The organism is Longimicrobium sp. (assembly GCA_036389135.1).
In the GTDB taxonomy this organism is placed as follows: Bacteria; Gemmatimonadota; Gemmatimonadetes; order Longimicrobiales; family Longimicrobiaceae; genus Longimicrobium.
Genome location: DASVQP010000074.1, coordinates 24,750 through 49,994 on the forward strand (window position 1 = coordinate 24,750; position 25,245 = coordinate 49,994).

The window sequence follows — 25,245 nt, forward strand, 5'->3', positions numbered from 1 at the left end:
GGCAATGGGTGGAATAGAGCCGAGCGCTAGATGATTACCCGCGTTCGGCGCATGGAATCAGCTCGGCCAGGTTGCGGCCGCACATCGCCTTCACCCGCTGTCTCCAACGCGGGGCTCCTCAGCGCGTCTCGTAGCCGACCGCGAGGCTTCCGGCCCTCGCTTCGGATCGGAAGACGCTGCAATGAGAACGACTCGAGCGAACGGAGACACGAACGGTGGCCCTGGTCTGAGGGAGTGCGAGCCCCGCGAACCGAAGCGGCAATGTTGCCTGTTCGCGAGTCGCCTGCAAGCGTCTGTTCGGCCGCGGCCGCGCACGGTGGAACTGGCTCTCCAAACTTGACTCCGTCCCGGCCGCCCGTGACTCTTTCGGGGGCACTGAAGATCAACGGCGGTTTTCTCGTCCTCCTCTCGGGATCCTGGCGCATGGCGATCGAGGTTCGACCGGCGACCGTGTTCGACGACGTCAAGACGATGGTGGGGCCGAAGCGGCCCGACGCGAACGTCTGCTGGTGCCTGAGCTACCGCATCCCGTCCATGGAGAACGTCTCCCTGCAGGGCCCCGCCCGCGGCGAAAAGGTGGCCGAGCTCATGGAGCGCGGGCCGATCGGCGTGCTCGCGTACGACGGCGACGAGGTCGTGGGGTGGGCGGCGGTCGCGCCACGCGCCGACACCACCTTTGCGCGCACCCGCACCATCCCGCACGTCGACGACGTGGCCGTGTGGGCGGTGTGGTGCATCCGCGTGCGGCCGGGACACCGCGGCAAAGGGATCTCGCACTCGCTGCTCGCCGGCGCGGTCGAGTACGCGCGGTCCCAGGGCGCGCCGGCCATCGAGGGCTATCCCGTCGACAACCAGGGCGACAAGGTGGATCTCACTATGGCGTACGTCGGAACGCGCGCGCTCTTTGAGAAGGCCGGATTTCGCAAGGCGGCCGACACCACGTCGGTCATCAACGGCTTTCCGCGCGTGCTGATGCGGCTGGATCTGCGGTAGCCCGCTCCCCCGCCGCGCCGAGTCATTGCACGGCCTCCCCGTGCTTCGTATTATGCGCCGGTCCGTGGATTAGGCCGGTGTCCCCCGCCGGCCTTCAGCGCCGAAGTTCCTCCACGTCCATCCTTCCCGCGGGTCCCGCAGTCACACCTTTCGATCCACCGGACGAACATGCGCCCGCTACTCCTCCGTGTCATCCCCGCGCTTCTCGCGATGGGGCTCCCCGCGCCGTACGCCGCCGCCCAGCAATGCGGGCCGGTGAAGGACCCCGTGCAGAGGGACCTGCAGGGCACCGTCATGCGGATGGCGCCGGCCACGTACCGGATCGGCGACACCACGTATACCACGAACGTCTACAACGGGCAATTCGTGGCGCCCACGCTCCTCATTTCACCCGGGCACACGGTGGACATGTCGGTGGTGAACGCGATGCGCCCGACCAAGGACCAGACGACGGCGGACGTGGCGGTCACCAACTACCACTACCACGGCCTCGTGGTGACCCCCCGGCCGGACGGCGGCGACAACGTCACGCACGTGGCCATCCCCACCGGCGCGCGGCCATGGCGCTACAACTTCCCCATTCCCAGCTACCACACCGAGGGGATGTTCTGGTATCATCCCCACCCGCACGGGCTTACGGGGTCGCAGGTGGCCGGCGGGCTGAGCGGGGCGCTGATGGTCGGCTCCATCCTCAAGTACTTCCCGCAGTACCGCGGCGTGCGCGAAAGGACGCTGCTCGTGCGCGACATGTCGTTCACCTTCGCTTCGCGGACGGTGTTCAACATCAACGGAAGCACCTGCGCGCTGCTCCCGGTGGCGCCCGGGGAAAAGCAGCTGTGGCACATCGGCAACTTCGGCGCGAACCACTTCCTGAACCTCAAGCTGCGCGGGATGCAGTGGACGCTCCTGGCGCTCGACGGCAACCCGCTGGCCCGCGCCGAGACGGTCGACTCGCTGTACCTGCCGCCCGGAAGCCGCGCCGAGGTGATCGTCACCGGGCCCCCGGCGGGAAGGCGCGTGGAGCTGTACACGGACACCATCTTCCCCAATGCGCGCCCCGTGACGCTGGGGTACCTGGTGGGCACGCCCTCGCGCTCGGCGCGCCATGTGTCGCGGCCCGTGCCCGCCGGGCGCGACGACGCCGTCCTCGACACGCTGCGCTTCCTCACGGAGGCGCGCGACGTGAACCGGCACACCTTCACCTTCCAGTTCGTGGGCGACAGCGCGGGGGTGAACGACACCATCTACGCCCCGAACCACCCGCCGGTCTCCATGCCGTGGGGGCAGGTGCAGGAGTGGACCATCATCAACCAGACGAAGAACCTGCACACCTTTCACATCCACCAGACCGACTTCGCGGTGATGACGGTGAACGGGCGGCCGGCCAACGAGGGGCGTCTGCGCGACAACATCCCCATCGGCGTGCACCGCGACGCTACGGGGAACACCGTGGGAGACACGGTGGTGATCCGCTTCGTGTTCGAGCCGATCGCGGCGGGGCCATTCGTCTTCCACTGCCACGTCCTGCAGCATGAAGACGAGGGGATGATGCACAACGTCTGCGTCTACGACCCCGCCGACCCCAACGGCCGCCAGAAGTGCAACGCGATGTTCACCAGCGCGCCGCCGCACGCCGCCCACTGACGACCTGATAAGGGAAGTCTCACGCGGAGACGCGGAGGCCGCGGAGAACTACAACTGCTGGCTCACACAGAGACACAGAGCCACAGAGAGAACCGCTTGAGGTTTTCTCTGTGGCTATCTGTTCCTTCTGTGGTCTCAAATGGCGCTCCTGCCGCAACTTCCGCCACCCGGTCCGCCCCGGCACCCTGCCGGGGTAGGATAGGTTCGTGCGACTTTCTTTTGGTACGCCTCAGTAAGAAACGCCCGCATGTTGCGGCGCGCCTCCGCCGCCCGGGGCCGTACTCGGTCGTTCTGCGGGTCTTGGCAAATCCGTTCCCTGCGTGGCGCTGTGGCCGGAATCCGCGAGTGTACCTCAGAATTTTTTTGGGGACGGCTCCGGGTACATGGAGAATATGTAGAACCCGTTGGGAGTTTTGTCGTTCTTGTAGATGGTCCTCACCGTCCCTCTAGTCAGGTCTGCGCGTACGGTAACCTCTTTCAGCACCAGCATGAGCAGTTTATTCCATTCGCCGGTCTTTTGGGGATTCAGTTTGGCAACGAGTTCCGTGATGGTAGCGGCGATCTCATCGAATTTCAACGTAGTGGTGAACCCGCACACACCGGAGGCGACATCGTGGCCAACCCTGCTGATGGGTGACACAAGCGCATATCCCTCCTTGCCAGAGTTGTACGTCACCTCGCCCTCACCCATAACTCCGATCGGGCCGGATCTTCTCGCATTTCCACGCCGGATGTACCTGAGAAACATGTACGACACCGACTGGGCGGCGGCGACCGCGGACGTCCTTGAGGTGAACGCGCAGGCTGTGCACTTCTCGGGTTTGTCGGGCAGGGTCATGGTTTCCAGGCTCATGCCGATCACACGGCAGCGAAGCACGGTCTCCGCGGTTATCTCTTCCCGCTCCGCCTTCCGGTACGCCACACTGACCCTCGTGAACACCCCTCTATTGTGGTCCTTTTTCTTCGACTTTTGGGAGACAAAGGCCTTCAGCAAAGTCTCGGGATCCAGATTCAGCGAGAAGCTTGTCATGCAATGGTGCTTCAGCACATGGCCGTACGCGGAGCCCAGCATTAGTTGTATTACGCGCTCGAGCGTGAGCTTGTCCTCCCTCAGCGTCTCTAAAAATACCTGTCGTTGCACCGGATCCCGTGGCGCACAAGCGGGGGCCATGGCCATGTCCAGGTTCCGCTGGTCGTCGAAGTCGAGAGTAGCCACTCTAAGGACATTTGGAACAGCGTCCCTTAGAAAACGATAAGCGTTCGCTTCTTTGCTTGACATCGGAGAAAGGCGGATGAAAGGGGAGCAGCGAACCGCGAGCGGAGTCGCCGGAGCGGCTGAGGACTTCAGAACGCGCCGCGCTTCTCTGGCTGCGAAAGGACACGGGAACGGCTGCAAGGAAAGATGGTTCGCGCGCGTAGCCACCCTCGCCCTCGCGGGCACCGACATCGTTCCGGCAGCCAGCGCAGATTACGGCGATATCTGCCTGAGGGCAACGAAAACCTCCATGGCGTACTCCACCTCCGAGTGCCAGAAGGGGACGGCGTCCGGCTCGAGTCCGACGTCCGCCAGCAGGCGCAGCCAGTCGCCGCGCGAAAACAGGCCTCGATCAGGCGGCGAGGTGTTCGCCCGCCATATCCCCTGAATTGCGAGCGGCCTAGCATCAGATGCTCGGCCGCTCAAATATGTCCCTGCAACAACCCGCGGCAGCGACCGGTGCGAGTTCATGCGTGACCCGCTCGAGCCAGAAAACCGGCCAGCTTACCTGGGCTGCTGTCTCACCAGCTGGCCGAGCAGCTCGATGATACGGGCGTTCTGCTGGACGATGATGGTACGCTGGGCCGCCTCGATTGCCGCGAGTCGAAGGATGGCCTCATCCGCCAACTGCGAGACCTGCACCGCACTCTGTGCCCGGTCGCGCTGATCGACGTATCCCGCGACCGTCACGCCCACGAAGAGCTTTGAGGCGGCGGAGTCGGCGGCCAGCTCCGCATACGCCAACCCCAGGGCGCTGGCGGCGGCGGCACGGCCGTTGTCGTTCCGCGCACGGCGGGCGGCCTGTTCGAGGGAATCGATTCGCATAAGCGGCGCGCTCTGGGCGCTGGCCGAGGCGGCGGTGAAAAGCAGGGCGGCAGTGGCGATCAGGATTCGCATCGTTCCTCCGAACAGGGGTTGAGAGCCCAACCGGGATACATGGGCAGTCGCTAAGCTAAGCCCGGCGCCGCGGGTACGGTAGAGACGATGCGCACGATCTTGCCCTGACGGCGGGGCGACGTCTGGTGCGCTCCGCCAGCTCCGATGCCTCGTCAGGGCGCACCTCGGGCCGGTGCGTTGCATGGTTAGCGGCGGGTGTCAGCGCTCCTCGCTGAACGAGATACCGCCCCGAGCCGCCAGAGGAATAGCCTGTCCGCCCTGGTACGTCGGAGCACGGCGGATCGTCTGGCGGAACCCCGTGGCGCGGAACTGGATTGCTCCTTCCAGGCAGTTGAAGGTCCAGAGCCAGTGCGCTTCCGGTCCCTCGAAGCCTTCGCGCGTGGGCTGCAGGTCTGTTCTGTCGAGGTCCTGCACGGTAACGCTTCCAAACGATTCCAGCTCGATCTGAAGGTCGGTGACGTTCTGGAAGACGATCGTGGCTGGAGCGATCCAGAAGCTGAAGTAAGTCTCACCCGGACCAGGATGCACCCACTCGAGAATGTAGTCGATGTCGAATGCGATCTCGAACGACTCGGAGAGGTACGCCATGGCGCGGATGGGCGCATCGTGCCAGCCCATCCGCTCGAAATCAGCGTCGGTCCAGACCCACTTCTCCAGCGCGTACTCTTTGCTCATTTCGGAACCAGTGGCCGTATCGCCGCGTCCAGTTGCCTCCTACGACCATCGCCGCGCCAACTTGCTTCATACGGGCTCACGCGGCTTGGGGGAAGGGGGGGTGGACCGTTGCACTTCGACGCGTGGACGATCAGCCAGCGCAGGGCCGCGACGTAGACGATCCAGGCCAGAAGCGAGGCGCGACCCGCAACGGCGCCGTACGTCTCACCGCGAAGCCCGAGCCCGTAGTACAGCGCGCCGCCGCCGGCGATTCCGGCAAGGGACGTCCAAACCGTGAGCGGTACCGCCAGGCAGACGAACCGCTCGACGAAGCGCTGGTCGTCGCCCGCGGCGTTCGCGCGATAGCACACGTACACGCCCGCGACCCAGGCCGCAACGAGCACGGCGAAACCCAGTGGTGACGCGGGTTCCGCCGCGTAATGCGAGCGCCACGCGTGCTGAGCGTACTGCACGACTCCGCCGAGGACCATGTACTGCGCCTTCACACTTTCTGGTACACGGTCGGCCTGGAGGTCCCGGGCGAAGGCGAGTGGGTTGAGCAGGTACAAGGCGCGGGGATCGTTGAGGTGAGCAGTCGGAGCGGTGCTCGCCTACGCGACTCAGGCAGTCCCCGCGAGCAGCGACTGCCACAGCCTGCAGGCCGCCCGCCCTTCGGGAATGTCCCCGATGCCGCCTCCCATCGCGGTCGGGCGTACGAAGGTGAGGCGATACCGCTCGTCGCCGACTCTGAGCTTCATGCCGCCGCCGAAGTAGTACCACGGCACCTTTACGTCGCCGACATCGGAAAGGGGTGCTTCGAAGATCGCCTGCTCGTCGTCCGTGACGAAGGTGAAGCGGCCATCTTCGAGGCCGAGAACTCCCGGCACGTTGCCGGTGATTCCCTTGAGGAGCCACGCCTCGGTGTACACGCCCTCGCTGGTCCCGGTCGCCTCGCTCATGCGGCCTCCCGATGGGTTGAGTGTGCCTGGATTCGGCTGTGGCTACATGCCCAGCACCGCTACCACTTCTACGCGGGACAACTGCTCCCGCAGCCATACGGGGAGCTCGTCCAGCAGTTCAGCCAGCGCGTCCGCGTTCTCGCGGAACGAGGCGGCGAACTCCTGCTTCGTCCCCGGATAGTAGAACCCCACCAGCGGCGGAACGTCGTTGATGGAGGCGGCTGCGCAAAAGGACCCGCGCGAGGCCGGCCATGTCAGCGAGGATCGCGTTCCAGGTCGAACGCTCCACGTCCACGAAGGCGGAGTGGTCGAACCGCGGCTCGTGCGCTCGAATGCACCACAACTGGTACTCATCGATCAGATCCGGCTCCGCCAGCGCCATCGGAAGCTGCACGCCTCCCGTGAACAGTCCCCTTCCCGGCTTACTCTTGAGCTGCCGAACGGCGTTCCCCAGATCCCCGCGCACCGGCGACGAGGGTGAACGGCGGCAGGCGAAAAGCCTACGCGTCGGATTGCCACGCAGTCGATGGGTGCTCCGCCTTACGGCCGGCTGCGATGAGGAGAGACGTGAATGTAATGGCATCCGAGCCGCGTGCCTGCCACTCCCCGATGCTCCGGCGTGCGGCCCGGGGAGGCAGAATCGCCTATTTCCCGAGCCCCTTGCCCTTGCGAGGATTGTCAATATAGCCGTTTACCACTGCGGCTTTGATATTTGACATCACCTTCGTGCAGGCGAGCCAATACACATCCCCGCCCCCGTCCTTTGAGATCGCTTGCAGCAAATCAAATCCGCGTTTCGCTTCGTCTGACCTGAGCGAAACCACCTCTTTGCTCGACTTCTCACCGTTTGTATTGCTCACCAGTAAAGCTCCTGACGGAAATGAATCGTCGCCGGTGACCTGGAAATCTGGGACGAGTTGGCCCGGCAAGATGATCGACCGGACCTCGCTCGCGAGTTTTTGGTCGTCTTTGTACTGCTTGCCTTCCTGCAAGGCTTCGTAAAGGGACCATGAGCGGTCCATCCGCATCGTCCCACCGGAGTCCTTGAAGAAGATCAGGTTGATGTTGTTTGGAACCGGGACCGTGACGTCGAAGTCCCAGTGGTAGGTCCCGTGTCCGCTGATTACGTAGGGCATTTTCGCCGGAGCTCAGAAGGTTAGGAAGAAGTCATGGAAGATTGATCCCACCCACCCGGAATCCACGGCGCAAAGGGTGACAGCCCCGGCACGGTGGATTCGTGCCGCTAAGGTTTGCCGACCCCGGACGCGCGCGCCAGATCCTCTTCCTGACCTGATCCGGGCACCAACGCAAAAGCGGAGGCGCGGAGAAGTTCTCTCCGCGCCTCCGCGTCTCTGCTTGAGACCCGCTGTTCGCCTACTGGGGCGGAATCGGAACGTCGAACTCGCCGTTGGTGATGGTGACGGGGTTCTGCAGGTTCTGGTCGCTCAGCCGCACGGCGACGCCGCTGAAGGTGCCGCGCACGCGCACGTCGGTCAGGCGCGTCACGTTCACGCTCCCGAACGCGAGGACGTAGGCGTTGGACACGATCGCCGCCGTGTCGGGCGTGGTGGTGAGCATCGCCGCGTCCAGGTCGCGCGCGAACACGCCGACCCTGCAGGTGCCGGGCGCCGTCTGGCAGCCGAGTGCGTCGATGCTGTACGAGCCGGTCTTTTCGAGCGCGCCCAGGAGGAGCGAGAAGCCGTCGCCCCTGGTGCCGCCGCTCTGCCGGAAGGCGACCACGGCCAGGAGGCTGTCGCGGCGCACGGCCGTCGCGCCGGTCGCCGGCTGCGTAGCCGCGCCGTTCTCGATGGGAAGCTCGCCGATGGCCTCGTAGCTCCCGCTGATGGCGCCGCGGTAGTCGAAGCGCACCGTCCCCACCGGATCCAGCGGCTGCGTGCCGGTGCCGTCGCCGCACGCGGCAAGGAGCACGGCGCAGAACGCCACGAGGAATCTCGGCCGCATCGCCTACTCTCCCGCCAGCGCGGAGAGCGGCGGATTCGCGGCACGCTTGCGGCGCGGCGGGAAGCGGGCTTCCAGCTCACGCCACCAGGTGCCCTCCGCGTTGCGGAACTCCCGCGGATAGGTGCGCGCCGCTTCGGCCAGGGCGACCCGGGTCAGGCAGTACCGGCAGGTGCCGGCACGGCTGCAGTCGCACTCTTCGTCTTCGTGGTACTCAAGGAGGAGGGCGAGAAGCCCCGTCAGCAGGTCCATCGGATGCGGAGAAAGTGGAGGGGAGCGCGCCAGACCGGGCAAGGAAACGGGCGCGCCGCCGCAAACCCTTGCAGGAAACAAGGATAACGACTTCCGTCGCATTGCGCTACGGGTTCGCGCGCAAAGACGCGGGGAGGGCAGCCGGTGCCTCCCCGCGTCTTGGTCCAGCCCGCCGCGTGCTACCGGGTGCGCACGATGGAGAGCCGCACCTCGGGCGCCGCGGCGTTGGGGAGCGTGTTGAACGCCGGGCCGCCGCCGAAGCGGGGCCCCAGCTCCCGCCGCTCGCGCATGCGCAGGCGCTGCTCGAAGCCGCCGTCGCCACCCGCCGCGCCCCGGCTAGCGGCCTCGGCGGCGGCGCGCGAAAGGGTGGGGCCGCTGGGCGAGAGCACCGGATTGGGCCCGCCGACCGGACGCACGACCCCCGTGGCCGTCACCGTGACGACCGCCACCTCGCCGCCCCCGGTGGAGGCGTAGAACGGGATTACGACGTACTCCGCGCCCGTGGTGCCGCCTTCCAGGCAGATCGAGGAGGCCGCGGCGCCGCTGGCCTGGTACACCTGCCCAACCGGGGCGAGCGGCACCACGGTACACGCGCCGGACCCGGTCGCCCCGCCGCCGGAGGTGCGTACCTCCGCGCGGATCGCGGGGAGCACGCCCAGGCGCAGGTACGCGTTCCCGGTGGCCGCCAGGTCCACGCGCCGCGGCACGCCGTTGAGAAGCGTGTCCACCTTGAGGCGGAAGCCGCCGAACGCGTCGTTGCTCAGCACCTGGCGGAAGTGCCAGCTGGGGTGCGTGTACTGCGCGGGCACGCCGGGGACCGCGTCGTCCGTGTAGATGGCGACGCCCCAGTTCTGGAAGAAGGGGAGCGGGTCGGTGCCCAGCTGCGCCGTCAGGTTCACGATACCGCGCGTCTTGGCGTTGACCAGGTTGAACCAGAAGTCGCGCTCGCCGCCGCCCCTCTGGTCCGCCGCGTAGCGCAGGAACTGCCAGGCGGCGCCGCGGGTTGCCAGGTCGTCGTCGGGCTGGATCGGCGAGTTGGCGCTCGGCGCCTTGTAGTACTCGTTCAGCCGGCCCAGGTTGGGGACCTGGTAGCGGTTGAGCGCGGCCAGCCGCGTCTGGTCGGAGAAGAAGGCGTTGGTGATGGCGATGTTCTGCCGCGGCCCCAGCCCCGACGCCGAGGCGTAGAAGGAGAGCTCCTCCGCGATGTGCGCCAGCCCCTCGTCCAGCCAGGTTTCCTCGAAGTCCTCCGCGTCGTTGACGTACAGGCGGCGCGAGGCGTTGATCAGGTGCTCGAATTCGTGCGACAGCGTGGCGAAGGTGGTGGTCTGCACGTAGTTCTTGGAGCGCGCGTTGCCGTTGATGCTCCCTGTTGGGTCGGGCGCCAGCAGGTAGAACATCTCGCGCACGTTGCTCGCCTCGCACCCGTCCGCGTCCGCGTTCCCCTTCTTCGGGAAGAGGTCGCGCCCGTAGAAGAAGCCGCCCACGATGTAGTCCGCGTTGCGCGGCGTAAGCTGGTTCACGGCGCTGGTGAACAGCATCAGGATGCGCCCGTTGCGGTCCACGTCGCTGGGCGTTCCGAAGTTCTCGGTGTCCACCGGCCACGCGACCCGCTCGAACTCGTCGGCGAACTGCTGGTACTCCGCGTCGGTGAAGCCGTTGGGCGGGTTGCTGACGTCGGCCAGCACCGCGCTGTGCTCCGAGAGCGCCACCACCCGGACCTGCCGGTTGATGGGTGCGCTGCAGACCGAGTCCGCGTTGACGTTGATGGTGAGCGTCTGGCCCACCGTCAGGTTCTCCCTGCCGCCGGTGGGGTTTCGTTCGCAGGCGGCGAGGCCCAGCGCGAGGAAGAGAACGGGGTAAAGACGTTTCATCACGAGAGTCCTCGCGGGGTTCGTCGCCGGACGGCGGAGGTGCCGCGGCGCTGCAGGCCAGGGTCCGGTGGAGCCGCGGCGGCTCCTGTTTCTGCATCTAGCGCGCCGCCCGCACGGCAGGCGGCGCAGAGTGACGCAGCGGCCGGGGTGATACCCGCCCGACCGCGCGGAGTTGCGCGGCGTCACATCAGGAGCGTATCCACCCGGTGCGCGTGTACCATGTCTTCGCACGGCGACCAGGCGAAGACGGTGAAGCGCCCGTCCTGCGACGCCACCAGCGCGAGCGCGTCGTGCTGGTCATGAACGAATTGGGCGGCCGAAAGGTGACGCGTCCCGCCCAGCCGCGACGGCTCCACGACGGTGGAAGTGTTCCCCACCACCGGCTCGGTGACCGACACCCGCTCCACCCGCGTGCTCCCGCGCCGCACGATCTTCACCCCAAAGGCCAGGAGCTCGTAGCGCTCGTTGATGACCGTCGCGCCGTCCACCGCGGTCAGCCGCGCCACCCCGTCCACCGAGCGGCGGAAGGCTTCGCGCCAGGCCGGCAGGCTGCGCTCCTCGGCCGGGGCGGCGAGCACCTCCGTCAGGTCGGCGAAGGGCGTTACCGTGTAGGGGATGGGGCGCGCGGCCGATGCGTGCCACCCCTCGCCGTCGCCGGGGACCACCAGGAGCGAGCCGCCCCGCCCGTGTGCCCGCATGGAGACGGCGAGCTGCGAGAGGACGTTGGTGGGCCCCGCGGCCGGCGCCGGCGCCTCGAAGCCCAGCAGCGAGGAGAGGAGCGTGGGGCAATCGGGGAGGGAGGCCCCCGCCTCGTCCACCACCTTGATGCGCTCCCCCTCCAGCACGGCGACGGTGCCGTACTTGTCGTACTCGTCGCCGCGGCGGTACTTCACCACCAGCAGCCCCGGATCCACCACTTCCAGGACGAAGCAGATGGTGGGTACGCGGCGCGTGGTTCCCCACACCCGCAGCACGTCGCCGACCGGCCAGACGCCCAGGTGGGTGCCGGGGCCCTCCACGGCGGGGGCGAGCCGCGCCAGGTCTCGCGGGTTGAGGGGGAGCGGGCGCTCGAAAACCATGGCGTGCCCCGCCGCCTCGGGCGGGACGAAGGCGAGCGAGATCTTGGGCGAGTGCCCCTCCTCGCGCCGCAGGCTGGCCCAGAAGGAGGCGTTGATCACCGCCTCCACCGTGCGCGCGTCCGGCTGCGGCGCGAAGTCGGTGACGCCCACGGCCTGGGCGTGCGCCAGGTGCGCCGCGAGCTGCTCCACCACCGTGGGCGCCACGATGCGCGCCGCGGGGTACCCCGGCTTCCTTTTCGTCTGCTCCGGCATTCTCGTTCCGTTCGGGTAGGTCGCTTGCTTTCCTCCCGGAAGGATGCGAACAACGGCGTCCGGATGCCAGGGGTGGCCCTGTCTAGCGGCGGCGGCGCGCCCTATAATTGCGGTTCCCCGGCCACCCTCGCACCCGGTATCCACATGCCCGCCCCGCCCGCAGAAGACTCGCTGGAACGCGTGCGCCGCGTGTGCCTGGCGCTTCCCGAAGCGTTCGAGCAGGAGGCGTGGGGGGCGCCCACCTTTCGCGTTCGCAAGCGCATCTTCGCCATGTTCGCCGCCGCCGGCAACCACCACGGCGGCGGGCGCGCCGGGCTCTGGCTCGCCGCGCCGCTGGGCGTGCAGGAGATCGTGGTGCGCTCCGAGCCGGAAAAGTTCTTCGTGCCGCCGTACGTGGGGGTGAAGGGGTGGATCGGCGCCTACGTGGACACCGTGGACGACGACGAGCTGCACTCGCTGGCGGTGCAGTCGTACTGCATCGTCGCTCCCAAGAAGCTCCAGGCGCTCGTCGCCGGCTGACCCGCTAACGATCATGGCCAAGAAGCCCGCGCAGGAGCTTCCCATCGTCCTCTTCGAGGATTCCGACGCCTTCGCCGAATGGCTGGACCGGCACCACCGCGAGTCGCCGGGGGTGTGGATGCGGCTCGCCAAAAAGGGCGCGGCGCTCCGCTCCCTGTCGTACGCGGAGGCGCTGGACGTGGCGCTCTGCTACGGGTGGATCGACAGCCAGAAGAAGGGCTACGACGAGGAGTCGTGGCTCCAGAAGTTCGGTCCGCGCGGCCCGAAGAGCCTCTGGTCCAAGATCAACCGCGACAAGGTAGAGGTGCTCACCGCGGCCGGGCGCATGCGTGAGGCGGGGATCGACGCCGTGGAGCGCGCGAAGGCGGACGGCCGCTGGGACGCCGCCTACGATTCGCAGCGCAACGCCACCGTCCCGGACGACTTCCAGGCGGAGCTGGACCGCTCGCCGGCCGCGCGCGACTTCTTTGCGTCGCTGGACGGCGCCAACCGCTACGCCATCCTCTTTCGCATCCAGACCGCCAAGCCCGAGGCCCGCGCCGCCCGCATCGCCACCCTGCTCGCCATGCTGCAGCGGGGGGAGAAGATCCATTCCAAAGAGAGTGAACCCTGAGCAGGCCTCGAAAAACAGGCGACGCGAGCGCCGACCCTGCCACAGAGAGGGCAAGGCCGCCGCGCCCGGACCTTCAACCTGTCGCAGGCCGGGCGACTCGCCGGGGTAATGGGGAGGGCATCCAAGGCACAGAATGCGCGCGCACCACGGGAGACCCGCGCCGGAGCGGAGGTCGCTGCTCCGCAACGCTCGGGCATGCGAGCGGCCGGTGCGGCGGTCGGAGGGGCTCATGGTACCGTGGAAGCCGGGTAATGCCGGTGGAGGGTCCCCGGGCGGGGGACCCGGCGATTCTCCGATCAGTGGCTCCGGGCCGAACTGGGCCTGGTGCAACTCGGCGGACGCCGGCCGGTGGCGCTCTCGCATGCCTTGAAGTGAACCCAGTCGGAGAGCCGGATGCGGGAAATCCGCACGTCCGGTGCGATGAGCGGGTCGGGGAAACCGGGCAACCATGCCACGGCGCCCCGACTCGACTCTACTGAGTCGCGGTTACCCCTTGCACCTCACGTAGCGTGAGGTTGTAGAGTTGTGCCGTGGCCACGACGAACACGGAGCGGATGCGATGAAGGCGGGCGGGTGGAAGGTGGGGGAGCTGGCGCGGCGTACGGGGCTTACCGTCCGCACGCTGCACCATTACGACGAGGTGGGGCTGCTGCGGCCAGGGCGCCGCACGCCGAGCGGGCACCGCCTGTACGGCGACGACGAGGTCGAGCGGCTCCACCGCATCCAGTCGCTGCGGCGGCTGGGGTGGGGGCTGGAGGAGATCCGCGGGATGCTGGACGACCCGCGGTTCTCCCCCGCCCGCGTGGTGGAGCTCCACCTGGAACGCGTTCGCGAGCAGATCCGCCTCCAGCAGCGGCTGTGCGAGCGGCTGGAGGAGATCGCATCCCGGCTCCGCGCGGCGGAAACGGTTTCCGCCGACGAGCTCATTCAAACGATCGAGGCGATGACGATGTTCGAGAAATACTACACCCCGGAGCAGCTGGAGGAGCTTCGCCAGCGCCGCGAGCGGGTGGGCGAGGCGCGCATCCGCGAGGTGGAGGCCGAGTGGCCGCGGCTGATGGACGAGGTGCGCGCCGAGATGGAGCGCGGCACCGACCCCGCCGACGGGCGCGTGCAGGCGCTCGCTCGACGCTGGACGGGGCTGGTGGAGGAGTTCACGGGCGGCAGCCCCGGAATCGAGCGCTCGCTCGGCAACGTGTACCGCGAGGAGTCCACGGTGCACGGGATGGACGTGGCGGCGATGCGGCCGCTGATGGAGTACGTGCAGCGGGCGATGGCGGCCGCGAGGGGATAGCGGGCCGCTGACCCGATGTGAGGAAAGGGGCGCACCCGGTTGGGTGCGCCCCTTTCGTTCATCCTGCCCGAAGGCTCAGTGGCTGGCCGGAGCCGCCGGAGCCGAGTCGGTGCCCGCCGCGGGGGCGGGGGTGGTGCCCGTGGTCGCCGCGGAGTCCGCGGGCATGGCCGGGGTGGCGGCCGGGTCGGTCACCGGGGCGGTCGCCGCCGGGTCGGTCGCCGGGGCGGAGCTGGCCGCCGGGTCGGTGGTCGCGCCCGCGTTGTTGGTGTCTTCCGCTTCGTTCCCGCCGCAGGCGGCGAGGGCGGCGAGGGCGAGTACCGTGAGGAGCTGCTTCATGGGGAGCCTCGTTTGCTCGGGGTTGGGTCCACCGCAGCGCGCTCGTCGCGCTCGGTCGGACTCTCTAAAGGCAACGGGCGTGCTCAACGTGCCGGATGCGGAAAAGTGAGAATCCATGCGGATTTTCGTGGTTGGGCAGTGCGTGGCGGGGTGTTCCGAGGGTGTCCGAACGGGTTCAGCGAACGGAAACGGTTGTTCTCTGAACGGCGCCGCTCATCCCTCCAGCCAGTCCATCACCAGCCGGTACGAGATGGAGTAGTTGGAGGGGAATCGAAAGGTGCCGTCGGCGAGCCCGCGGTGGACCTGGTCGCGGGTGAACCAGCGCACCTCCTCCATCTCGTCTTCGATGCGGATCTCGTCGGTGAGCGCCTTGGCCATGAAGCCGATCATCAGCGATCCGGGGAAGGGCCACGGCTGCGAGGAGTGGTAGCGCACGTCCGTGATGGCGACGCCGGACTCCTCCATCACCTCGCGCGCGACGGCGTCCTCCAGGCTCTCGCCGGGCTCCACGAAGCCCGCGAGCACCGAGTACACGCCCGGCTCCCACACGTGCTGCCGGCCCAGGAGGCAGCGCTCCCCGTGCTGCACGCGCATGATGACCGCCGGGTCCGTGCGCGGAAAGTGGTGGGTGCCGCACCCGGTGCACGCGCGCAGGTGCCCGGCCTCGCGCACCTCGGCCGGCGCGCCGCACACGCCGCAGAAGCGGTGGCGCGCGTGCCAGTGCCCCATTCCCCGCGCGAAGGCGAGCAGCCCCGCCTCCGCCGGCTCCATCCGCAGTCCGAAGCGGCGCAGGTCGCCCCACTCGCCCGCGCTCGCGATGGCGGGGTCGTCCGCCCGCTCCTCGTCTACCGGGAAGGAGAAGTACGCCGCGTCGTCCGCCACGCCCAGGAGCACGGCGAATCCGGCCGCCGCCACCAGCGGCGCCGCCTCCGCCGCGGTGAGCCAGGCGGCGCGGGGCTCGTCCTCATCCGCCACGAACAGGTTGCGGTGCTCCCACACGGGCGCGAAGCGGGTGCGCGGATCGTGCATCCGCGCGGCGATCCAATCCGCGTCCTTGCGCCGCTCGCCCGCCCGGTCCACGCCGCCCGCGGCAAAGACGTGTGGCCGCTGTCCCGTTATCGATCCCAATCGGCCGCTCCCGGTGTGGTGTCAACCGCGCTTCACACAGAGACACAGAGGAACCGACAAGAACAGACAAGAGGTTCTTTCCCCTCCCTTGCTGTTCTCCTCCGTGTCTCTGTGTGATGGTTTTCGTTTACGCGGCATGCTCCTTCGCAGGCTCCTGGTCCTCGTCCGGAAGCTCCTTCGCGCATGCATCGCCCTCCTGCGGCCGGGCGCGCTGGATGGCGGCGTTCAACTCGGCGCCGGTCAGCAGGATGAGGGACGACAGGTAGAAGTAGGTGAGGAGGACGATGACCGCGCCCACGCTGCCGTAGGTGACGCTGAACTGCCCCAGGTGCTCCACGTACCAGCGGAAGCCCAGCGAGACGAGGCCCCACAGCACCACCGTAAACACCGCGCCGGGCACGACGAGCGCCACGCGCTGCTTCACGTTGGGCATCGCCAGGTAGACCAGGAAGACGCCCGCCACCGCCCCCGCGATCGCCAGCGGAATGCGCAGCCACGCGACGGCTTCGCGGACGCCGGCGGGCGCGCCGACCTGCCGCAGCCCCCAGTCGCTCGCCATCGGCCCGAACACCATCAGCCCCGTCGCCACCACCACCAGCGAGCCGGCGAGCAGAACGTAGCCGAACGAAAGGACGAAGCGCTTCCAGATCGCCCTCCCCTCGGGTACCTCGTACGCCTTGTTGAGCGCGTTCATGGCCGAGCGCACGCCCCCGGACGCGATCCACAGCGTCGTCAGGAGGCCCACGGAAAGGAGTCCGCTCTGGCGCCGCCCGCGAATTTCGCCGACCACCTGTTCCACCTGGTCAGACGCCTCGCCCGGCAGGAAGCGCCGGCTGTGGTCCAGCAGCCACTGGAAGAGCTCGGGCTGGTCCAGGAAGCTGAACAGCGCCAGCAGTACGATGATGAAGGGGAAGAGGGCATAGAGCGCCTGGTACGCCACGGCCGCGGCGTACGTCATGATGTCGTCCTCGTAGAACCCGCGGAACGTCTCGGCCGCGAGCCTGCGCAGCCCCAGCCCGCGCAGCAGCCCGCGCGCCCGTCTGCCGGGCACCCGCCCGCTCCAATGTCCCAGTTTGCTCACGTGCACCCTCCGATGTCGTAGCCCATACGCAAGCGTGCCTTCCAGCACCTCGCGAGCCACGGGCACGGGTGCGCCGGTTCAGCCTCCCTAACAGCGGCTCACGCGGAGACGCGAGTCGCGGAACGGGTCTCTAAGTTCTCTCAGCGTCTCCGCGCCTCCGCGTGAGGACCTGCCGTTCTCACGCATGGGTGACCTCGGGAACCGCGCGGCGTCGCGGCTCGGCCAGGAGGATGGCGCCGGCGGCGAGGGCGGAGGCGCCGGCGAGGGACCACATCACGGCACCGTATCCGCCCGCGGCGGTGTAGAGGACGCTCGATCCCACGGGCGCGGCGGCACGGGCGACGGCGAGGATCAGCGCGAGGACGCCGCTGATGCTGCCGTAGTTGGCCGCGCCGTAGTATTCCGCGACCAGCGCCGCGCGGGCGGGGGTGATGGCGCCGAAGCCGGCTCCGAAGAGGATGACGAACGCCCACACGCCGCCCCGCCCGCTGGTGGCGAGGAGCACCGCGAGCCCCGCCGCCTGCAGCGCAAAGATGCCGGCGGTGACGCCCGGGCGCGACCAGCGCGTGCCGAGGGGCGTGAACACCAGCCGGCCCGGGAGCCCCAGCGTGCCGATCATCCCCGTGGCGGCGGCCGCGAACGCCGGGGCGTATCCCCACTCCGTGAGCGCGGGGATCAGGTGGACGAACACCGCTGACGTGGTGAGCGACGACAGAAAGAACGCGGCGGCGAGCCAGCGGAACGATCGGCTGCGCAGCGCATCGCGCGTGGAGACGCTGGTCTCCGGATGCACGGCGGGTCCGCCCTCCGCGGCCACGATGCCGCCGTCGGGTACCAGCCCCAGGTCGGCGGGGCGGCGGCGGAGGAGAAGGGCGTGCGGCAGAAAGGTGCCGACCGCCAGGACGACGGCCAGCGCCACGAGCGCGCTCCTCCACCCCAGCGTCTCCACGAGGCGCGATGAGAGCGGGAGGAAGATGACCGAGGCGAAGCCCGCCAGGAATGTGAGCACGGTCAGAGCACGACCGCGGTGGCGCACGAACCAGGTGGCGATGACCGCGAAGGCGGGCTCGTACAGCACGGCCGCCTGCGCGAAGCCGAGCGCGATCCAGATGGCATAGAACGCGGGGAGGCTCCCCACGCGCGACCAGGCGAGCACGAGCAGGGCGGCGGCGAGCGATCCGGCGCTCATCAGCACGCGCGCGCCATGCCGGTCCACCCAGCGGCAGACCGGGATCGCCGCGACGCCCGAGACCAGCAGCGCCAGCGAGAACGCCCCCGTCATCTCCACGCGCGACCACCCCAGCTCCCGCTCCATCGGCTGCAGGAAGACGGGGAAGGCGTAGGAGAGGATCCCGTACGAGATCGTCTCCGTCAGCGAGAGCACCCCGACCAGCACCCACCCGTAGTAGAGCGCCGGACGGGCGGGAGCCGCAGCGCTCACCTCACCGCGTGACGGCCAGGGGAAGCGAGGGCCGCCCGCTCCTCGATCCCAGCCCCACCAGCACGGGCGCATCGGCGGGCGCGGAGCAGCAGGAGCCGCCCAGATCCGTCGAGCACACCCCCGTCTCGGGGAGCACGAGCTCGACCGCCTTCGCGCCGGCATCGTCGCCTACGAGGGCGCAGACTACGGAGCGCACCTGTTCGTAGCCGGTGAGAAGGAGGAAGGTGGGCGCGCGGCCGTAGCTCTTCATCCCGACCGTGTAGTAGCCGGGCTCCGGGTGCGCCAGCTCGGCCGCGCCGTGCGGGTACACAGTTCCGCAGCTATGCTCGTTCGGGTCGATGAGGGGCGCGAGCGCGACCGGGCTCTCCAGCGCGGGGTCGAGGCCCAGGCGCAGCTCGCGGGTGATCGACAGATCGGGGCGGAAGCCGGTGGTGACGATGATCTCATCGACGGGGCCGATGGAAGCGTCTTCGCCCCTGGCGGTGATGCCGTCCGCGTCCGCATCCAGCCGGGTGGCGCGGAAGCCGGTCACGAGCCGAACGGCGCCGGTGCTCACCAGGGCGCGCATCCGTGTGCCGAGGCCGCCGCGCGCGGCGAGCTGGTCGTCCGCGCCGCCGCCGTACAGCTGCGCGGTGGTTGTCCGGCGAATGGCCCAGACGATCGCGGTGTTCGTCTCCCGGCGCGCGAGGGCGGCGAGGTCGAGGAGGGCGTTGAAGGCGGAGTGTCCGCTCCCCACCACCAGCACCCGCTTCCCCGCGTAGCGCGCGCGGTCGCGGCCGAGCACGTCCGGGATGCCGTAGACGATGCGGCCGGCGAGCTCCGTCTCGCCGGGCACGGGGATGCCGCCGGCGCCGAGCGGGTTGGGCGAGAGGTACGTCCCGGAGGCATCGACCACCGCCTTCGCCAAGATGCGCTCCTCGCCGCCATCCGCGGTGCGCACCACCAGCTCGAACGGCACCTGAGCGCGGCCGGGCGTCTTCATCTTGTCGAAGCCATGCCGCGAGACCGCCGTGACGCGCGCGCCCAGCCGGATGTGCGGCGCGATGGCGGGGAGGGCGGCGAGCGGCTCCACGAAGCGCTCCACCAGCTCTCCGCCGGTGGGAAGCGCCTCCGGGTCCGGCGCGGTCCACCCGGCCGGCTCCAGCATCGAGACCGCCACCGGATCCACCAGGTAGCGCCAGGGCGAGAAGAGCCGCACGTGCGCCCACTGCCGGATGCTCGCCCCCACCGCATCGCCCGCCTCCAGCACCAGGGGCGTCTCACCCCGGCTCACCAGGTGCGCGGCCGCCACCACCCCGATCGGCCCCGCGCCGATCACCGCCACCGGAAGATCCCGCCCGCCCAGGTCGCTCATCGTGCGACTCCCTTCATCAGGAAAAGTTGATGTTTCGGATCAAAAAAAGTCACCGGCAGCATCCGCCCTGGTACGCGCCGCCGTGCTGCGCGGATGCCGCCTCCGCCAGGTACCCGCCCATCGCGTCCAGCACCCCGGGATTGAGCGAGTAGTGGTTCCACCGCCCCTCGCGCCTTCCCGAGATGAGCCCGGCGTCCTTGAGCACCTTGAGGTGGAAGGAGAGCCGCGACTGCGCCGCATCGAGCGCCTCCTGCAGGTCGCACACGCACCGCTCACCCCCCACCAGCATCTCGACGATCTGGACGCGAGTCTCGTCCGAGAGCGCGTGAAACCAGCGCGCCACCTGGGCCGGGTTGCGGGTCGCCGTAGTCATGCGGGCAAATATATCAACTAAAGTTGTTCTGTCAAGAATCCGCTACCCGTCACGCCGCCTGAACCTGGACCGGCAGCCGCGGGCGCTCGCCATTCTCCAGCGCGGCCGCGAGGTACGTCTCCAGCGCGTCCGGGAACTCGCTCTCCGCTTCGGCCCGCGTGTCGCCCACCGCGGAGAAGCCTGGCAGCTCCTCGATGGTGAAGACGTAGTAGAGCGAGCCGTCGTCGCGCATCGCCCTGCCATGCACGGTCCACGGCGCAGCCAGATAGTCTTGCAGGTTCATAAACCTCCTCGGGTTCGGGAACTACGATGATGGTCGCCCCGAGGCGGCGTGTCCAGTGCGCGGGAGACGCCGGCCGTCGGCGCCTCCCGCGCAGGTGTCAGCAGCAGGTGCCGCTGTCGGGGGTGGTGCCGCCGCAGCAGTCGTCGTCGCAGCAGGCGGAGTCCTGCGGGTCGCTCGGGGTGGGCTCGGCGGCGGGGGAGATGCGGTGGGTGAGGTCGTCGTTCGTGCGCATGGGATCGCTCCTTGAAATGGTGTTCGCGCGTCCGCCGCATCGTCGCGGGGTACATCCATAAAGACGCGCGCGAACGGAAAAGGATGCAGGCTCACGCGCACGATCGGCCCGCCTCTCCATCTTCACGATGACAATGGCAGTTTGGACCCGGAGCGTAGTCGGACACGCCGCCTGCTGTATCGAGGTACACCTTGCAGCAGGCGACCACCGCCTCCTTGAGCCGGGCACGCGCACGCTGCACGCGTGACTTTGCGCCGGATGCGGAGATGCCGAGGCGATGCGCCAGCTCCGCCTGCGTGAGATCGCCGAGATCGGTGAGCTCGAGGGCTTCGCGGTCCGGCGCCGGGAGCCGCGAGACCAGCGCGCGGATGCAGGGCGCCAGCTCCGCCACCGCGTCGCGCTCGCGCTCGGGGGCGGGGAGGGCTTCGGAGAGCGGCGCGGCGGCGCGGCGCGCGCGGAAGTGATCCGCGACTGCGTTGCGCGCCACGCGGTACATCCACGGGTGCAACCGGCCGGGATCGCGCAGCTCGGCGAGTTGCGTGTGCACCTTGAGGAAGACGTCCTGGAGAAGGTCGTCCGCGACGTCCGGATCGCCGACGCGCCGCAGGAGGAAGCCGTGCAGACCATCGCGGAACTCCGTCCAGGCCTGCTCGGTCGTCGGGATGGTTGCGGTAGCCGTCACGAGATCTCGCCAGTGGAAATACGACGGGGGCCGGGCGCCCCCCTCCAATATAAGACGGCGAGCCGGCCCAAAGGACGCACCGGCGTCACGGCGCTGCCGGCGGATCGGCCAGGGGCATCCTGAACCACGGCTCGGTGCGCGGGTGGAGGCGGCCGCGCTGCATGACGTACGCGATCGTCTGCGTATTGCGGATGTCGGCCGACGGATCGGCGCGCAGCACCACCAGGTCGGCAACCTTCCCCGGCGCGATGGTGCCGAGCGAGTCCTGCGCGCCCAGCGCCTCCGCCCCGTACTGCGTGGCGCTGCGGATCGCCTCCAGCGGGGTGAGCCCCACCTGGCGCACAAGGAGCTGCAGCTCGCCGTGGATGTTCGGCGACTGGCGCCCCATGTCGTCGGTGCCGGCCAGCAGGCGCACCCCCGCGCGATGCGCCGCGGCGGCCGCGTCCACCGCCCACCCGGGGAGCGTGTCGAGCGAGGCGCGCGCGGGCACGCCGGCGCCCCGCCCCTGCATGACGTACAGCGTGGGTTCCAGCATCACCCCGCGCTCCCGCATGGCGCGAAAGAGCGCCGCGAAGCCGGGCCCCTGGGGCGAGACCGTGCGCAGGAGCACGCCCCGCGCCTCGCGGTCGCCCACCGCGGGGGCGCCGGCCCAGATCACCTGGTCGGAGTGGCTCATCACCTCCGCGCCCCCGGCGGCCAGCTCGCCGGGGGTGGTGGGGGGCACCACCGCGTGCGTCCACACCCGCAGCCCCCGGGCACGCGCCGCCCGCGCCAGCGCGGCGAAGCGGGCGGGCGGGACGTCGGAGTACACCTTGATCCCCGTGGCACCCATCCGACGCGCCTCGCGCACGATGCCGTCGATCTCCGCGTCGGCGGAGAGCATGCGCACCCCCGGAGCTCGGCCCGCCGGGTGCCCCGCGGACCAGTACCTCACCCGGACCGAGTCGTACGTCGCGAACCAGCGCGGCCCCGCCACGACCGCCGAGTAGTAGATCCGCGGGGAGAGCGCCGTGTCGGTGCGGGCCGCCCGCGCCAGCTCCGCCACCTTTCCGGTGCGGCCGCCCATGTCGCGCACCGTCGTCACCCCGCCCATCAGCGTGTGGCGCAGGAGCGAGGGGTAGATGCCGCCGCGGTCCCAGGTGGCGAGGTGCACGTGCGAGTCGATGAGCCCCGGGATCACGTAATGCCCGGCGAGCCATACGACGCGCGTGCCGGGCGGGAGCCGCTGGGACCGCGCCGGGAAGAGCCCGGCGATGCGCCCTCGCCGCACCAGCACCGTCATTCCCGGCCGCGGCGGCGCGCCGGTGCCGTCGATCACGGTGACGCCCTCCAGCGCGACCGCGTCCGTCGGCGGCGATGCGGCGCCCTTTTCCCCGGCGCAGGCGGCGAACGCGGCCAGCACGGCAATCCCGATGGCGATGCGGATCATGGTTCGGCTCGTGTGTGGGTCGGTGATGGTTGCGAGACTACCCATCCCATGTTGGATTACGGTCCCGCTTGTTAACAAAGGGTGGTACCGCGGAGCCGAAGCTTGACTTCGCGGGTTGAGTGCTGAATATCCCGCATATGCTGATTTCTCCGCATCAAGCTCCGGGACAACTGGTGGAAGCAAGCGTACCCATCGCGCTGAGCCGCCGCGAACGCCAGATCATGGACATCGTCTACCACCGCGGGCGCGCCACGGCCGCCGAGGTGATGGAAGAGTTGGCAGATCCGCCCTCCTACAACGCCGTGCGCTTCAAGGCGTCGCTCCTGGTGGCGCTGGGATTCGTCCCGGCGGCGGTGCTGCGCGACCGGAGCGCGGCGCAGCGCCACCTGGTGTGGAGCGTGGCCCTCGCCGCTGTGTGTGGGTGGCGTCGTCCCTTCGATGCCGCCGCCCGCGCCTGGGTGCGGGAGCACATCCGCGCCAGCGCCAACTAGCGGGAGAGGCGTCGTCCTCTCCCGTAGCTTCGGTACATGAGTGCTGATTTTTCGGCACTTACAGCGTTCTCATGGATATCCGTGTGCATCGAGAGGAAATGATCTCACGCGAAGGCGCGAAGGCGCAAAGAAAGTAATCCCGTGTCTTTCCTTCGCGTCTTCGCGCCTTTGCGTGATATCTTGGTCCTTCCAAAAATTGCACAGAACTTCTTTCGAGAGGGTACGTGAGTGAGCGAAGCGAACCCCGAATCGCTGAACCTGCTCGGTGGCGATCTCCTGGCCGAGGGGCGATTGGACGAGGCGGAGCGGGCGTACCGCGCGGCCACCCGGGCCGCGCCGGACTGGTCTGCGCCGTGGTTCAACCTGGGCCTCGTGTACAAGCGGATGCGCCGGTGGGAAGACTCCGCGCAGTGCAGCCGCAGGGCCGCCGAGCTGGACCCGGAGGATGGAGGCGCGTGGTGGAACCTGGGCATCGCCGCCACCGCGCTGGAAAGGTGGAACGATGCGCGTACGGCCTGGGCGGCGTGCGGCATACCCGTTCCCCAGGGCGAGGGCCCGCTCCAGATGCGGTTCGGCCCGGTACCCGTGCGCCTCGCCGCAAACCAGGAGGTCGTGTGGTGCGATCGCATCGATCCCGCGCGCGGCATCATCGAGAACGTGCCGTTCGCGGAGTCGGGGCGCCATCGCGGCGACGTGCTGCTGCACGACGGGGAGGCCGACGGCTTTCGCCTGCGTGACGGAAGGCAGATCCCGGTCTTCAACGAGATCGAGCGCCTGTGGGGCTCCGGCGAAAGCACCTTTCGGGCGGTCGTACTCGCCGCGGCGCCCGAAGAGGTCGAAGCGATGCAGCAGATGGCCGACGAGCGCGGCATGGCCGTGGAGGACTGGACCGGATCCGTCCGGATCCTCTGCGAAGCATGCAGCCATGGGACTCCACACAGCGACTGCGGCCAGGCGAGCGCGCCCGAATGGACGCCCGAGCGCAGGGTGGGGATCTCGGCCGTGAGTCACGACGCCGCGCGCACGCTCCTGCAGTCGTGGGCCGCGGCCGCGCCGCAAAGGTCCGTGTTGGAAGTCGCGTGCGTGCTTCCCGCATGAGGCACGCGGGGGGCAGCGGTTCGGCGGACGGTGCGTGAGCACGGGCCTTGACGAACTCCGGCGAATTCAATGTTATTTAGCCAGGCTAAACATTTCTCCACCGACTCTCCGCCGCCGATGCCAAGAGCCTGGCCGGTTCTCAAAGCCGTCGCCGCAAGCGCGTTCCTCGCCGCCTGCGCGATGGTTCCGCGCCCCGCCGCGACGTCCCCGGCGCCTGACGCGTGGGTCCGTACCCGCGACGGAACCCGCCTGCACTACCGGTTCCTGGGGGCGGGAACGGATACCGTTCTGGTGGTGCACGGGGGGCCCGGCCTCGACATGAACTACCTGGCCGGCAACCCCGGCGGGCTCGCCGCGGGTACGGTGCTGGTCCTGTACGATCAGCGGGCCACAGGACGTTCGGAGGGTGCCCCCGACGAGCGGATCACGATGGAGACTTTCATCGAGGATCTGGAGGACGTCCGCAAAGGGCTGGGCCTACCGCGGGTGAACCTGCTGGGGCACTCGTGGGGCGCGCTGCTGGCGCTCCGGTATGCTGCCGCGCACCCGGAACGTACCCGCTCGCTCGTCCTCGTTTCGCCCATGGAACCGGGCCAGCGGTTCCGCGCCGCCACGCGCGAACGGCAGGCGCGCGCCCGGACACCCGCGGATTCCGTCGCGATCGCGCGGATGAGCAGCTCTCCCGCGTTCCAGGCCAGGGACCCGGTCGCCGTGGATTCGCTGTACTGGCTGTCCTTCCGCACCACCTTTCGCGACCGCGCCCTGGCCCGCCGGCTGAAGGTCGGCACCACGCCGCGGACGGCGGCGAACGGGACCGCCGTGGCATCGCTCCTGTTCTCCAGGCTCGGAGCGTACGACTTCTGGCACACGCTCGCGCGGGTCGGCGCGCCCGCCCTGATCGTGCACGGGGACACGGACCCTATCCCCGTCGCGATGGTCCAGGAGCTCGCCCGCCACCTCCCCAACGCGTCGCTGGCGATCGTCCCGGCCGGACACTTCCCACACGTGGAAAGGCCGCGCGAGGTGCGCCGCGTTCTGGAGCGCTTCTGGCGCGGGCTGCCACGCGACTGACCTCC

29 protein-coding genes are annotated in these 25,245 nt (G+C 69.1%); 8 read left to right on the forward strand and 21 right to left on the reverse strand.

The genetic code is table 11. The features are described from left to right. The first annotated feature begins 423 nt into the window (after window positions 1-423). Together VF584_17335 and VF584_17340 are read left to right on the forward strand one after the other, a co-directional pair. Entirely contained in the window at window positions 424-993 is a 570-nt protein-coding gene (locus VF584_17335; protein ID HEX8211943.1) for a GNAT family N-acetyltransferase, read from the forward strand. Between the two features lie 168 nt (window positions 994-1,161). Further along, a complete protein-coding gene (locus tag VF584_17340) occupies window positions 1,162-2,637 on the forward strand; it encodes a multicopper oxidase family protein (GenBank protein HEX8211944.1) in 1,476 nt (491 codons plus the stop codon). A gap of 352 nt (window positions 2,638-2,989) precedes the next feature. Here VF584_17340 and VF584_17345 read toward each other — a convergent pair whose 3' ends face one another. The 11 genes from VF584_17345 to VF584_17395 all read right to left on the reverse strand — a co-directional run bounded on the left by VF584_17345 (window position 2,990) and on the right by VF584_17395 (window position 11,815). Beyond that, window positions 2,990-3,853 (reverse strand): hypothetical protein, encoded by an 864-nt coding sequence (locus VF584_17345; protein ID HEX8211945.1) that lies wholly within the window; start codon window positions 3,851-3,853, stop codon window positions 2,990-2,992. A gap of 543 nt (window positions 3,854-4,396) precedes the next feature. Then, window positions 4,397-4,789 carry a hypothetical protein gene (locus VF584_17350; GenBank protein HEX8211946.1) on the reverse strand — a complete coding sequence of 131 codons (393 nt, stop codon included), beginning with the start codon at window positions 4,787-4,789 and terminating at the stop codon, window positions 4,397-4,399. 198 nt (window positions 4,790-4,987) lie between these two features. Beyond that, entirely contained in the window at window positions 4,988-5,464 is a 477-nt protein-coding gene (locus VF584_17355; protein HEX8211947.1) for a hypothetical protein, read from the reverse strand. Next, window positions 5,461-6,012: a hypothetical protein gene (locus VF584_17360; protein ID HEX8211948.1), complete on the reverse strand. Its 552-nt coding sequence runs from the start codon at window positions 6,010-6,012 to the stop codon at window positions 5,461-5,463. Before VF584_17360 ends, VF584_17355 begins: the two co-directional genes overlap by 4 nt. Before the next feature lie 51 nt (window positions 6,013-6,063). Next, the gene (locus tag VF584_17365; protein ID HEX8211949.1) at window positions 6,064-6,402 is read right to left on the reverse strand and encodes a hypothetical protein; all 339 of its coding nucleotides are present in this window, start codon (window positions 6,400-6,402) and stop codon (window positions 6,064-6,066) included. 42 nt (window positions 6,403-6,444) lie between these two features. Continuing rightward, window positions 6,445-6,594, reverse strand: a complete 150-nt coding sequence (locus VF584_17370) for a hypothetical protein (GenBank protein ID HEX8211950.1) — start codon at window positions 6,592-6,594, stop codon at window positions 6,445-6,447. Between the two features lie 452 nt (window positions 6,595-7,046). After that, window positions 7,047-7,538 (reverse strand): hypothetical protein, encoded by a 492-nt coding sequence (locus VF584_17375; protein ID HEX8211951.1) that lies wholly within the window; start codon window positions 7,536-7,538, stop codon window positions 7,047-7,049. Between the two features lie 238 nt (window positions 7,539-7,776). Then, the gene (locus tag VF584_17380) at window positions 7,777-8,364 is read right to left on the reverse strand and encodes a hypothetical protein (GenBank protein ID HEX8211952.1); all 588 of its coding nucleotides are present in this window, start codon (window positions 8,362-8,364) and stop codon (window positions 7,777-7,779) included. A 3-nt stretch (window positions 8,365-8,367) separates the two neighbouring features. Beyond that, window positions 8,368-8,613, reverse strand: coding sequence for a hypothetical protein (locus VF584_17385; GenBank protein ID HEX8211953.1), 246 nt, complete (start codon window positions 8,611-8,613; stop codon window positions 8,368-8,370). Between the two features lie 179 nt (window positions 8,614-8,792). Further along, entirely contained in the window at window positions 8,793-10,484 is a 1,692-nt protein-coding gene (locus tag VF584_17390) for a hypothetical protein (protein HEX8211954.1), read from the reverse strand. Window positions 10,485-10,666: 182 nt separating this feature from the next. Further along, the gene (locus tag VF584_17395) at window positions 10,667-11,815 is read right to left on the reverse strand and encodes a hypothetical protein (GenBank protein HEX8211955.1); all 1,149 of its coding nucleotides are present in this window, start codon (window positions 11,813-11,815) and stop codon (window positions 10,667-10,669) included. Window positions 11,816-11,959: 144 nt separating this feature from the next. Between VF584_17395 and VF584_17400 the strand changes: the two genes are divergently transcribed. The 3 genes from VF584_17400 to VF584_17410 all read left to right on the forward strand — a co-directional run bounded on the left by VF584_17400 (window position 11,960) and on the right by VF584_17410 (window position 14,241). After that, window positions 11,960-12,334 carry an MmcQ/YjbR family DNA-binding protein gene (locus tag VF584_17400; GenBank protein ID HEX8211956.1) on the forward strand — a complete coding sequence of 125 codons (375 nt, stop codon included), beginning with the start codon at window positions 11,960-11,962 and terminating at the stop codon, window positions 12,332-12,334. Window positions 12,335-12,347: 13 nt separating this feature from the next. Further along, a complete protein-coding gene (locus tag VF584_17405; GenBank protein HEX8211957.1) occupies window positions 12,348-12,947 on the forward strand; it encodes a YdeI/OmpD-associated family protein in 600 nt (199 codons plus the stop codon). Between the two features lie 559 nt (window positions 12,948-13,506). Next, window positions 13,507-14,241 (forward strand): MerR family transcriptional regulator, encoded by a 735-nt coding sequence (locus tag VF584_17410; protein HEX8211958.1) that lies wholly within the window; start codon window positions 13,507-13,509, stop codon window positions 14,239-14,241. 75 nt (window positions 14,242-14,316) lie between these two features. On the opposite strand, the gene VF584_17415 is transcribed toward VF584_17410, so the two are convergent. The 10 genes from VF584_17415 to VF584_17460 all read right to left on the reverse strand — a co-directional run bounded on the left by VF584_17415 (window position 14,317) and on the right by VF584_17460 (window position 22,580). Then, window positions 14,317-14,577, reverse strand: coding sequence for a hypothetical protein (locus tag VF584_17415; GenBank protein ID HEX8211959.1), 261 nt, complete (start codon window positions 14,575-14,577; stop codon window positions 14,317-14,319). Between the two features lie 213 nt (window positions 14,578-14,790). Continuing rightward, on the reverse strand, window positions 14,791-15,705 hold the full coding sequence (gene nudC, locus VF584_17420) for an NAD(+) diphosphatase (GenBank protein HEX8211960.1): 915 nt from the start codon (window positions 15,703-15,705) through the stop codon (window positions 14,791-14,793). 127 nt (window positions 15,706-15,832) lie between these two features. Continuing rightward, window positions 15,833-16,786 carry a YihY/virulence factor BrkB family protein gene (locus VF584_17425; GenBank protein HEX8211961.1) on the reverse strand — a complete coding sequence of 318 codons (954 nt, stop codon included), beginning with the start codon at window positions 16,784-16,786 and terminating at the stop codon, window positions 15,833-15,835. 178 nt (window positions 16,787-16,964) lie between these two features. Next, window positions 16,965-18,227: an MFS transporter gene (locus VF584_17430; GenBank protein HEX8211962.1), complete on the reverse strand. Its 1,263-nt coding sequence runs from the start codon at window positions 18,225-18,227 to the stop codon at window positions 16,965-16,967. A gap of 1 nt (window position 18,228) precedes the next feature. Beyond that, window positions 18,229-19,581, reverse strand: coding sequence for an NAD(P)-binding protein (locus tag VF584_17435; protein ID HEX8211963.1), 1,353 nt, complete (start codon window positions 19,579-19,581; stop codon window positions 18,229-18,231). A gap of 49 nt (window positions 19,582-19,630) precedes the next feature. After that, window positions 19,631-19,954: a metalloregulator ArsR/SmtB family transcription factor gene (locus VF584_17440; GenBank protein HEX8211964.1), complete on the reverse strand. Its 324-nt coding sequence runs from the start codon at window positions 19,952-19,954 to the stop codon at window positions 19,631-19,633. 49 nt (window positions 19,955-20,003) lie between these two features. After that, window positions 20,004-20,237 (reverse strand): type II toxin-antitoxin system HicB family antitoxin, encoded by a 234-nt coding sequence (locus VF584_17445; protein ID HEX8211965.1) that lies wholly within the window; start codon window positions 20,235-20,237, stop codon window positions 20,004-20,006. Between the two features lie 97 nt (window positions 20,238-20,334). After that, window positions 20,335-20,469, reverse strand: a complete 135-nt coding sequence (locus tag VF584_17450; GenBank protein ID HEX8211966.1) for a hypothetical protein — start codon at window positions 20,467-20,469, stop codon at window positions 20,335-20,337. A 91-nt stretch (window positions 20,470-20,560) separates the two neighbouring features. Further along, window positions 20,561-21,151 (reverse strand): RNA polymerase sigma factor SigZ, encoded by a 591-nt coding sequence (gene sigZ / locus VF584_17455; protein HEX8211967.1) that lies wholly within the window; start codon window positions 21,149-21,151, stop codon window positions 20,561-20,563. Between the two features lie 85 nt (window positions 21,152-21,236). After that, window positions 21,237-22,580, reverse strand: a complete 1,344-nt coding sequence (locus VF584_17460) for an amidohydrolase family protein (protein HEX8211968.1) — start codon at window positions 22,578-22,580, stop codon at window positions 21,237-21,239. A 173-nt stretch (window positions 22,581-22,753) separates the two neighbouring features. Here VF584_17460 and VF584_17465 point away from each other — a divergent pair, with 173 nt between their 5' ends. The 3 genes from VF584_17465 to VF584_17475 all read left to right on the forward strand — a co-directional run bounded on the left by VF584_17465 (window position 22,754) and on the right by VF584_17475 (window position 25,240). Then, the gene (locus tag VF584_17465) at window positions 22,754-23,071 is read left to right on the forward strand and encodes a BlaI/MecI/CopY family transcriptional regulator (protein HEX8211969.1); all 318 of its coding nucleotides are present in this window, start codon (window positions 22,754-22,756) and stop codon (window positions 23,069-23,071) included. 228 nt (window positions 23,072-23,299) lie between these two features. Further along, window positions 23,300-24,169 (forward strand): tetratricopeptide repeat protein, encoded by an 870-nt coding sequence (locus tag VF584_17470; protein HEX8211970.1) that lies wholly within the window; start codon window positions 23,300-23,302, stop codon window positions 24,167-24,169. A 117-nt stretch (window positions 24,170-24,286) separates the two neighbouring features. Beyond that, window positions 24,287-25,240 carry an alpha/beta hydrolase gene (locus VF584_17475; protein HEX8211971.1) on the forward strand — a complete coding sequence of 318 codons (954 nt, stop codon included), beginning with the start codon at window positions 24,287-24,289 and terminating at the stop codon, window positions 25,238-25,240. Window positions 25,241-25,245 lie beyond the last annotated feature (5 nt).

Coding starts and splice junctions, on each gene's coding strand:
- VF584_17415 (HEX8211959.1), bottom strand. CDS start 14,577: ATGAAGCAGCTCCTCACGGTACTCGCCCTCGCCGCCCTCGCCGCCTGC.
- VF584_17435 (HEX8211963.1), bottom strand. CDS start 19,581: ATGAGCGACCTGGGCGGGCGGGATCTTCCGGTGGCGGTGATCGGCGCG.
- VF584_17405 (HEX8211957.1), top strand. CDS start 12,348: ATGGCCAAGAAGCCCGCGCAGGAGCTTCCCATCGTCCTCTTCGAGGAT.
- VF584_17450 (HEX8211966.1), bottom strand. CDS start 20,469: ATGCGCACGAACGACGACCTCACCCACCGCATCTCCCCCGCCGCCGAG.
- VF584_17340 (HEX8211944.1), top strand. CDS start 1,162: ATGCGCCCGCTACTCCTCCGTGTCATCCCCGCGCTTCTCGCGATGGGG.
- VF584_17400 (HEX8211956.1), top strand. CDS start 11,960: ATGCCCGCCCCGCCCGCAGAAGACTCGCTGGAACGCGTGCGCCGCGTG.
- VF584_17355 (HEX8211947.1), bottom strand. CDS start 5,464: ATGAGCAAAGAGTACGCGCTGGAGAAGTGGGTCTGGACCGACGCTGAT.
- VF584_17390 (HEX8211954.1), bottom strand. CDS start 10,484: ATGAAACGTCTTTACCCCGTTCTCTTCCTCGCGCTGGGCCTCGCCGCC.
- VF584_17385 (HEX8211953.1), bottom strand. CDS start 8,613: ATGGACCTGCTGACGGGGCTTCTCGCCCTCCTCCTTGAGTACCACGAA.
- VF584_17460 (HEX8211968.1), bottom strand. CDS start 22,580: ATGATCCGCATCGCCATCGGGATTGCCGTGCTGGCCGCGTTCGCCGCC.
- VF584_17445 (HEX8211965.1), bottom strand. CDS start 20,237: ATGAACCTGCAAGACTATCTGGCTGCGCCGTGGACCGTGCATGGCAGG.
- VF584_17380 (HEX8211952.1), bottom strand. CDS start 8,364: ATGCGGCCGAGATTCCTCGTGGCGTTCTGCGCCGTGCTCCTTGCCGCG.
- VF584_17335 (HEX8211943.1), top strand. CDS start 424: ATGGCGATCGAGGTTCGACCGGCGACCGTGTTCGACGACGTCAAGACG.
- VF584_17440 (HEX8211964.1), bottom strand. CDS start 19,954: ATGACTACGGCGACCCGCAACCCGGCCCAGGTGGCGCGCTGGTTTCAC.
- VF584_17475 (HEX8211971.1), top strand. CDS start 24,287: ATGCCAAGAGCCTGGCCGGTTCTCAAAGCCGTCGCCGCAAGCGCGTTC.
- VF584_17395 (HEX8211955.1), bottom strand. CDS start 11,815: ATGCCGGAGCAGACGAAAAGGAAGCCGGGGTACCCCGCGGCGCGCATC.
- VF584_17365 (HEX8211949.1), bottom strand. CDS start 6,402: ATGAGCGAGGCGACCGGGACCAGCGAGGGCGTGTACACCGAGGCGTGG.
- VF584_17350 (HEX8211946.1), bottom strand. CDS start 4,789: ATGCGAATCCTGATCGCCACTGCCGCCCTGCTTTTCACCGCCGCCTCG.
- VF584_17375 (HEX8211951.1), bottom strand. CDS start 7,538: ATGCCCTACGTAATCAGCGGACACGGGACCTACCACTGGGACTTCGAC.
- VF584_17410 (HEX8211958.1), top strand. CDS start 13,507: ATGAAGGCGGGCGGGTGGAAGGTGGGGGAGCTGGCGCGGCGTACGGGG.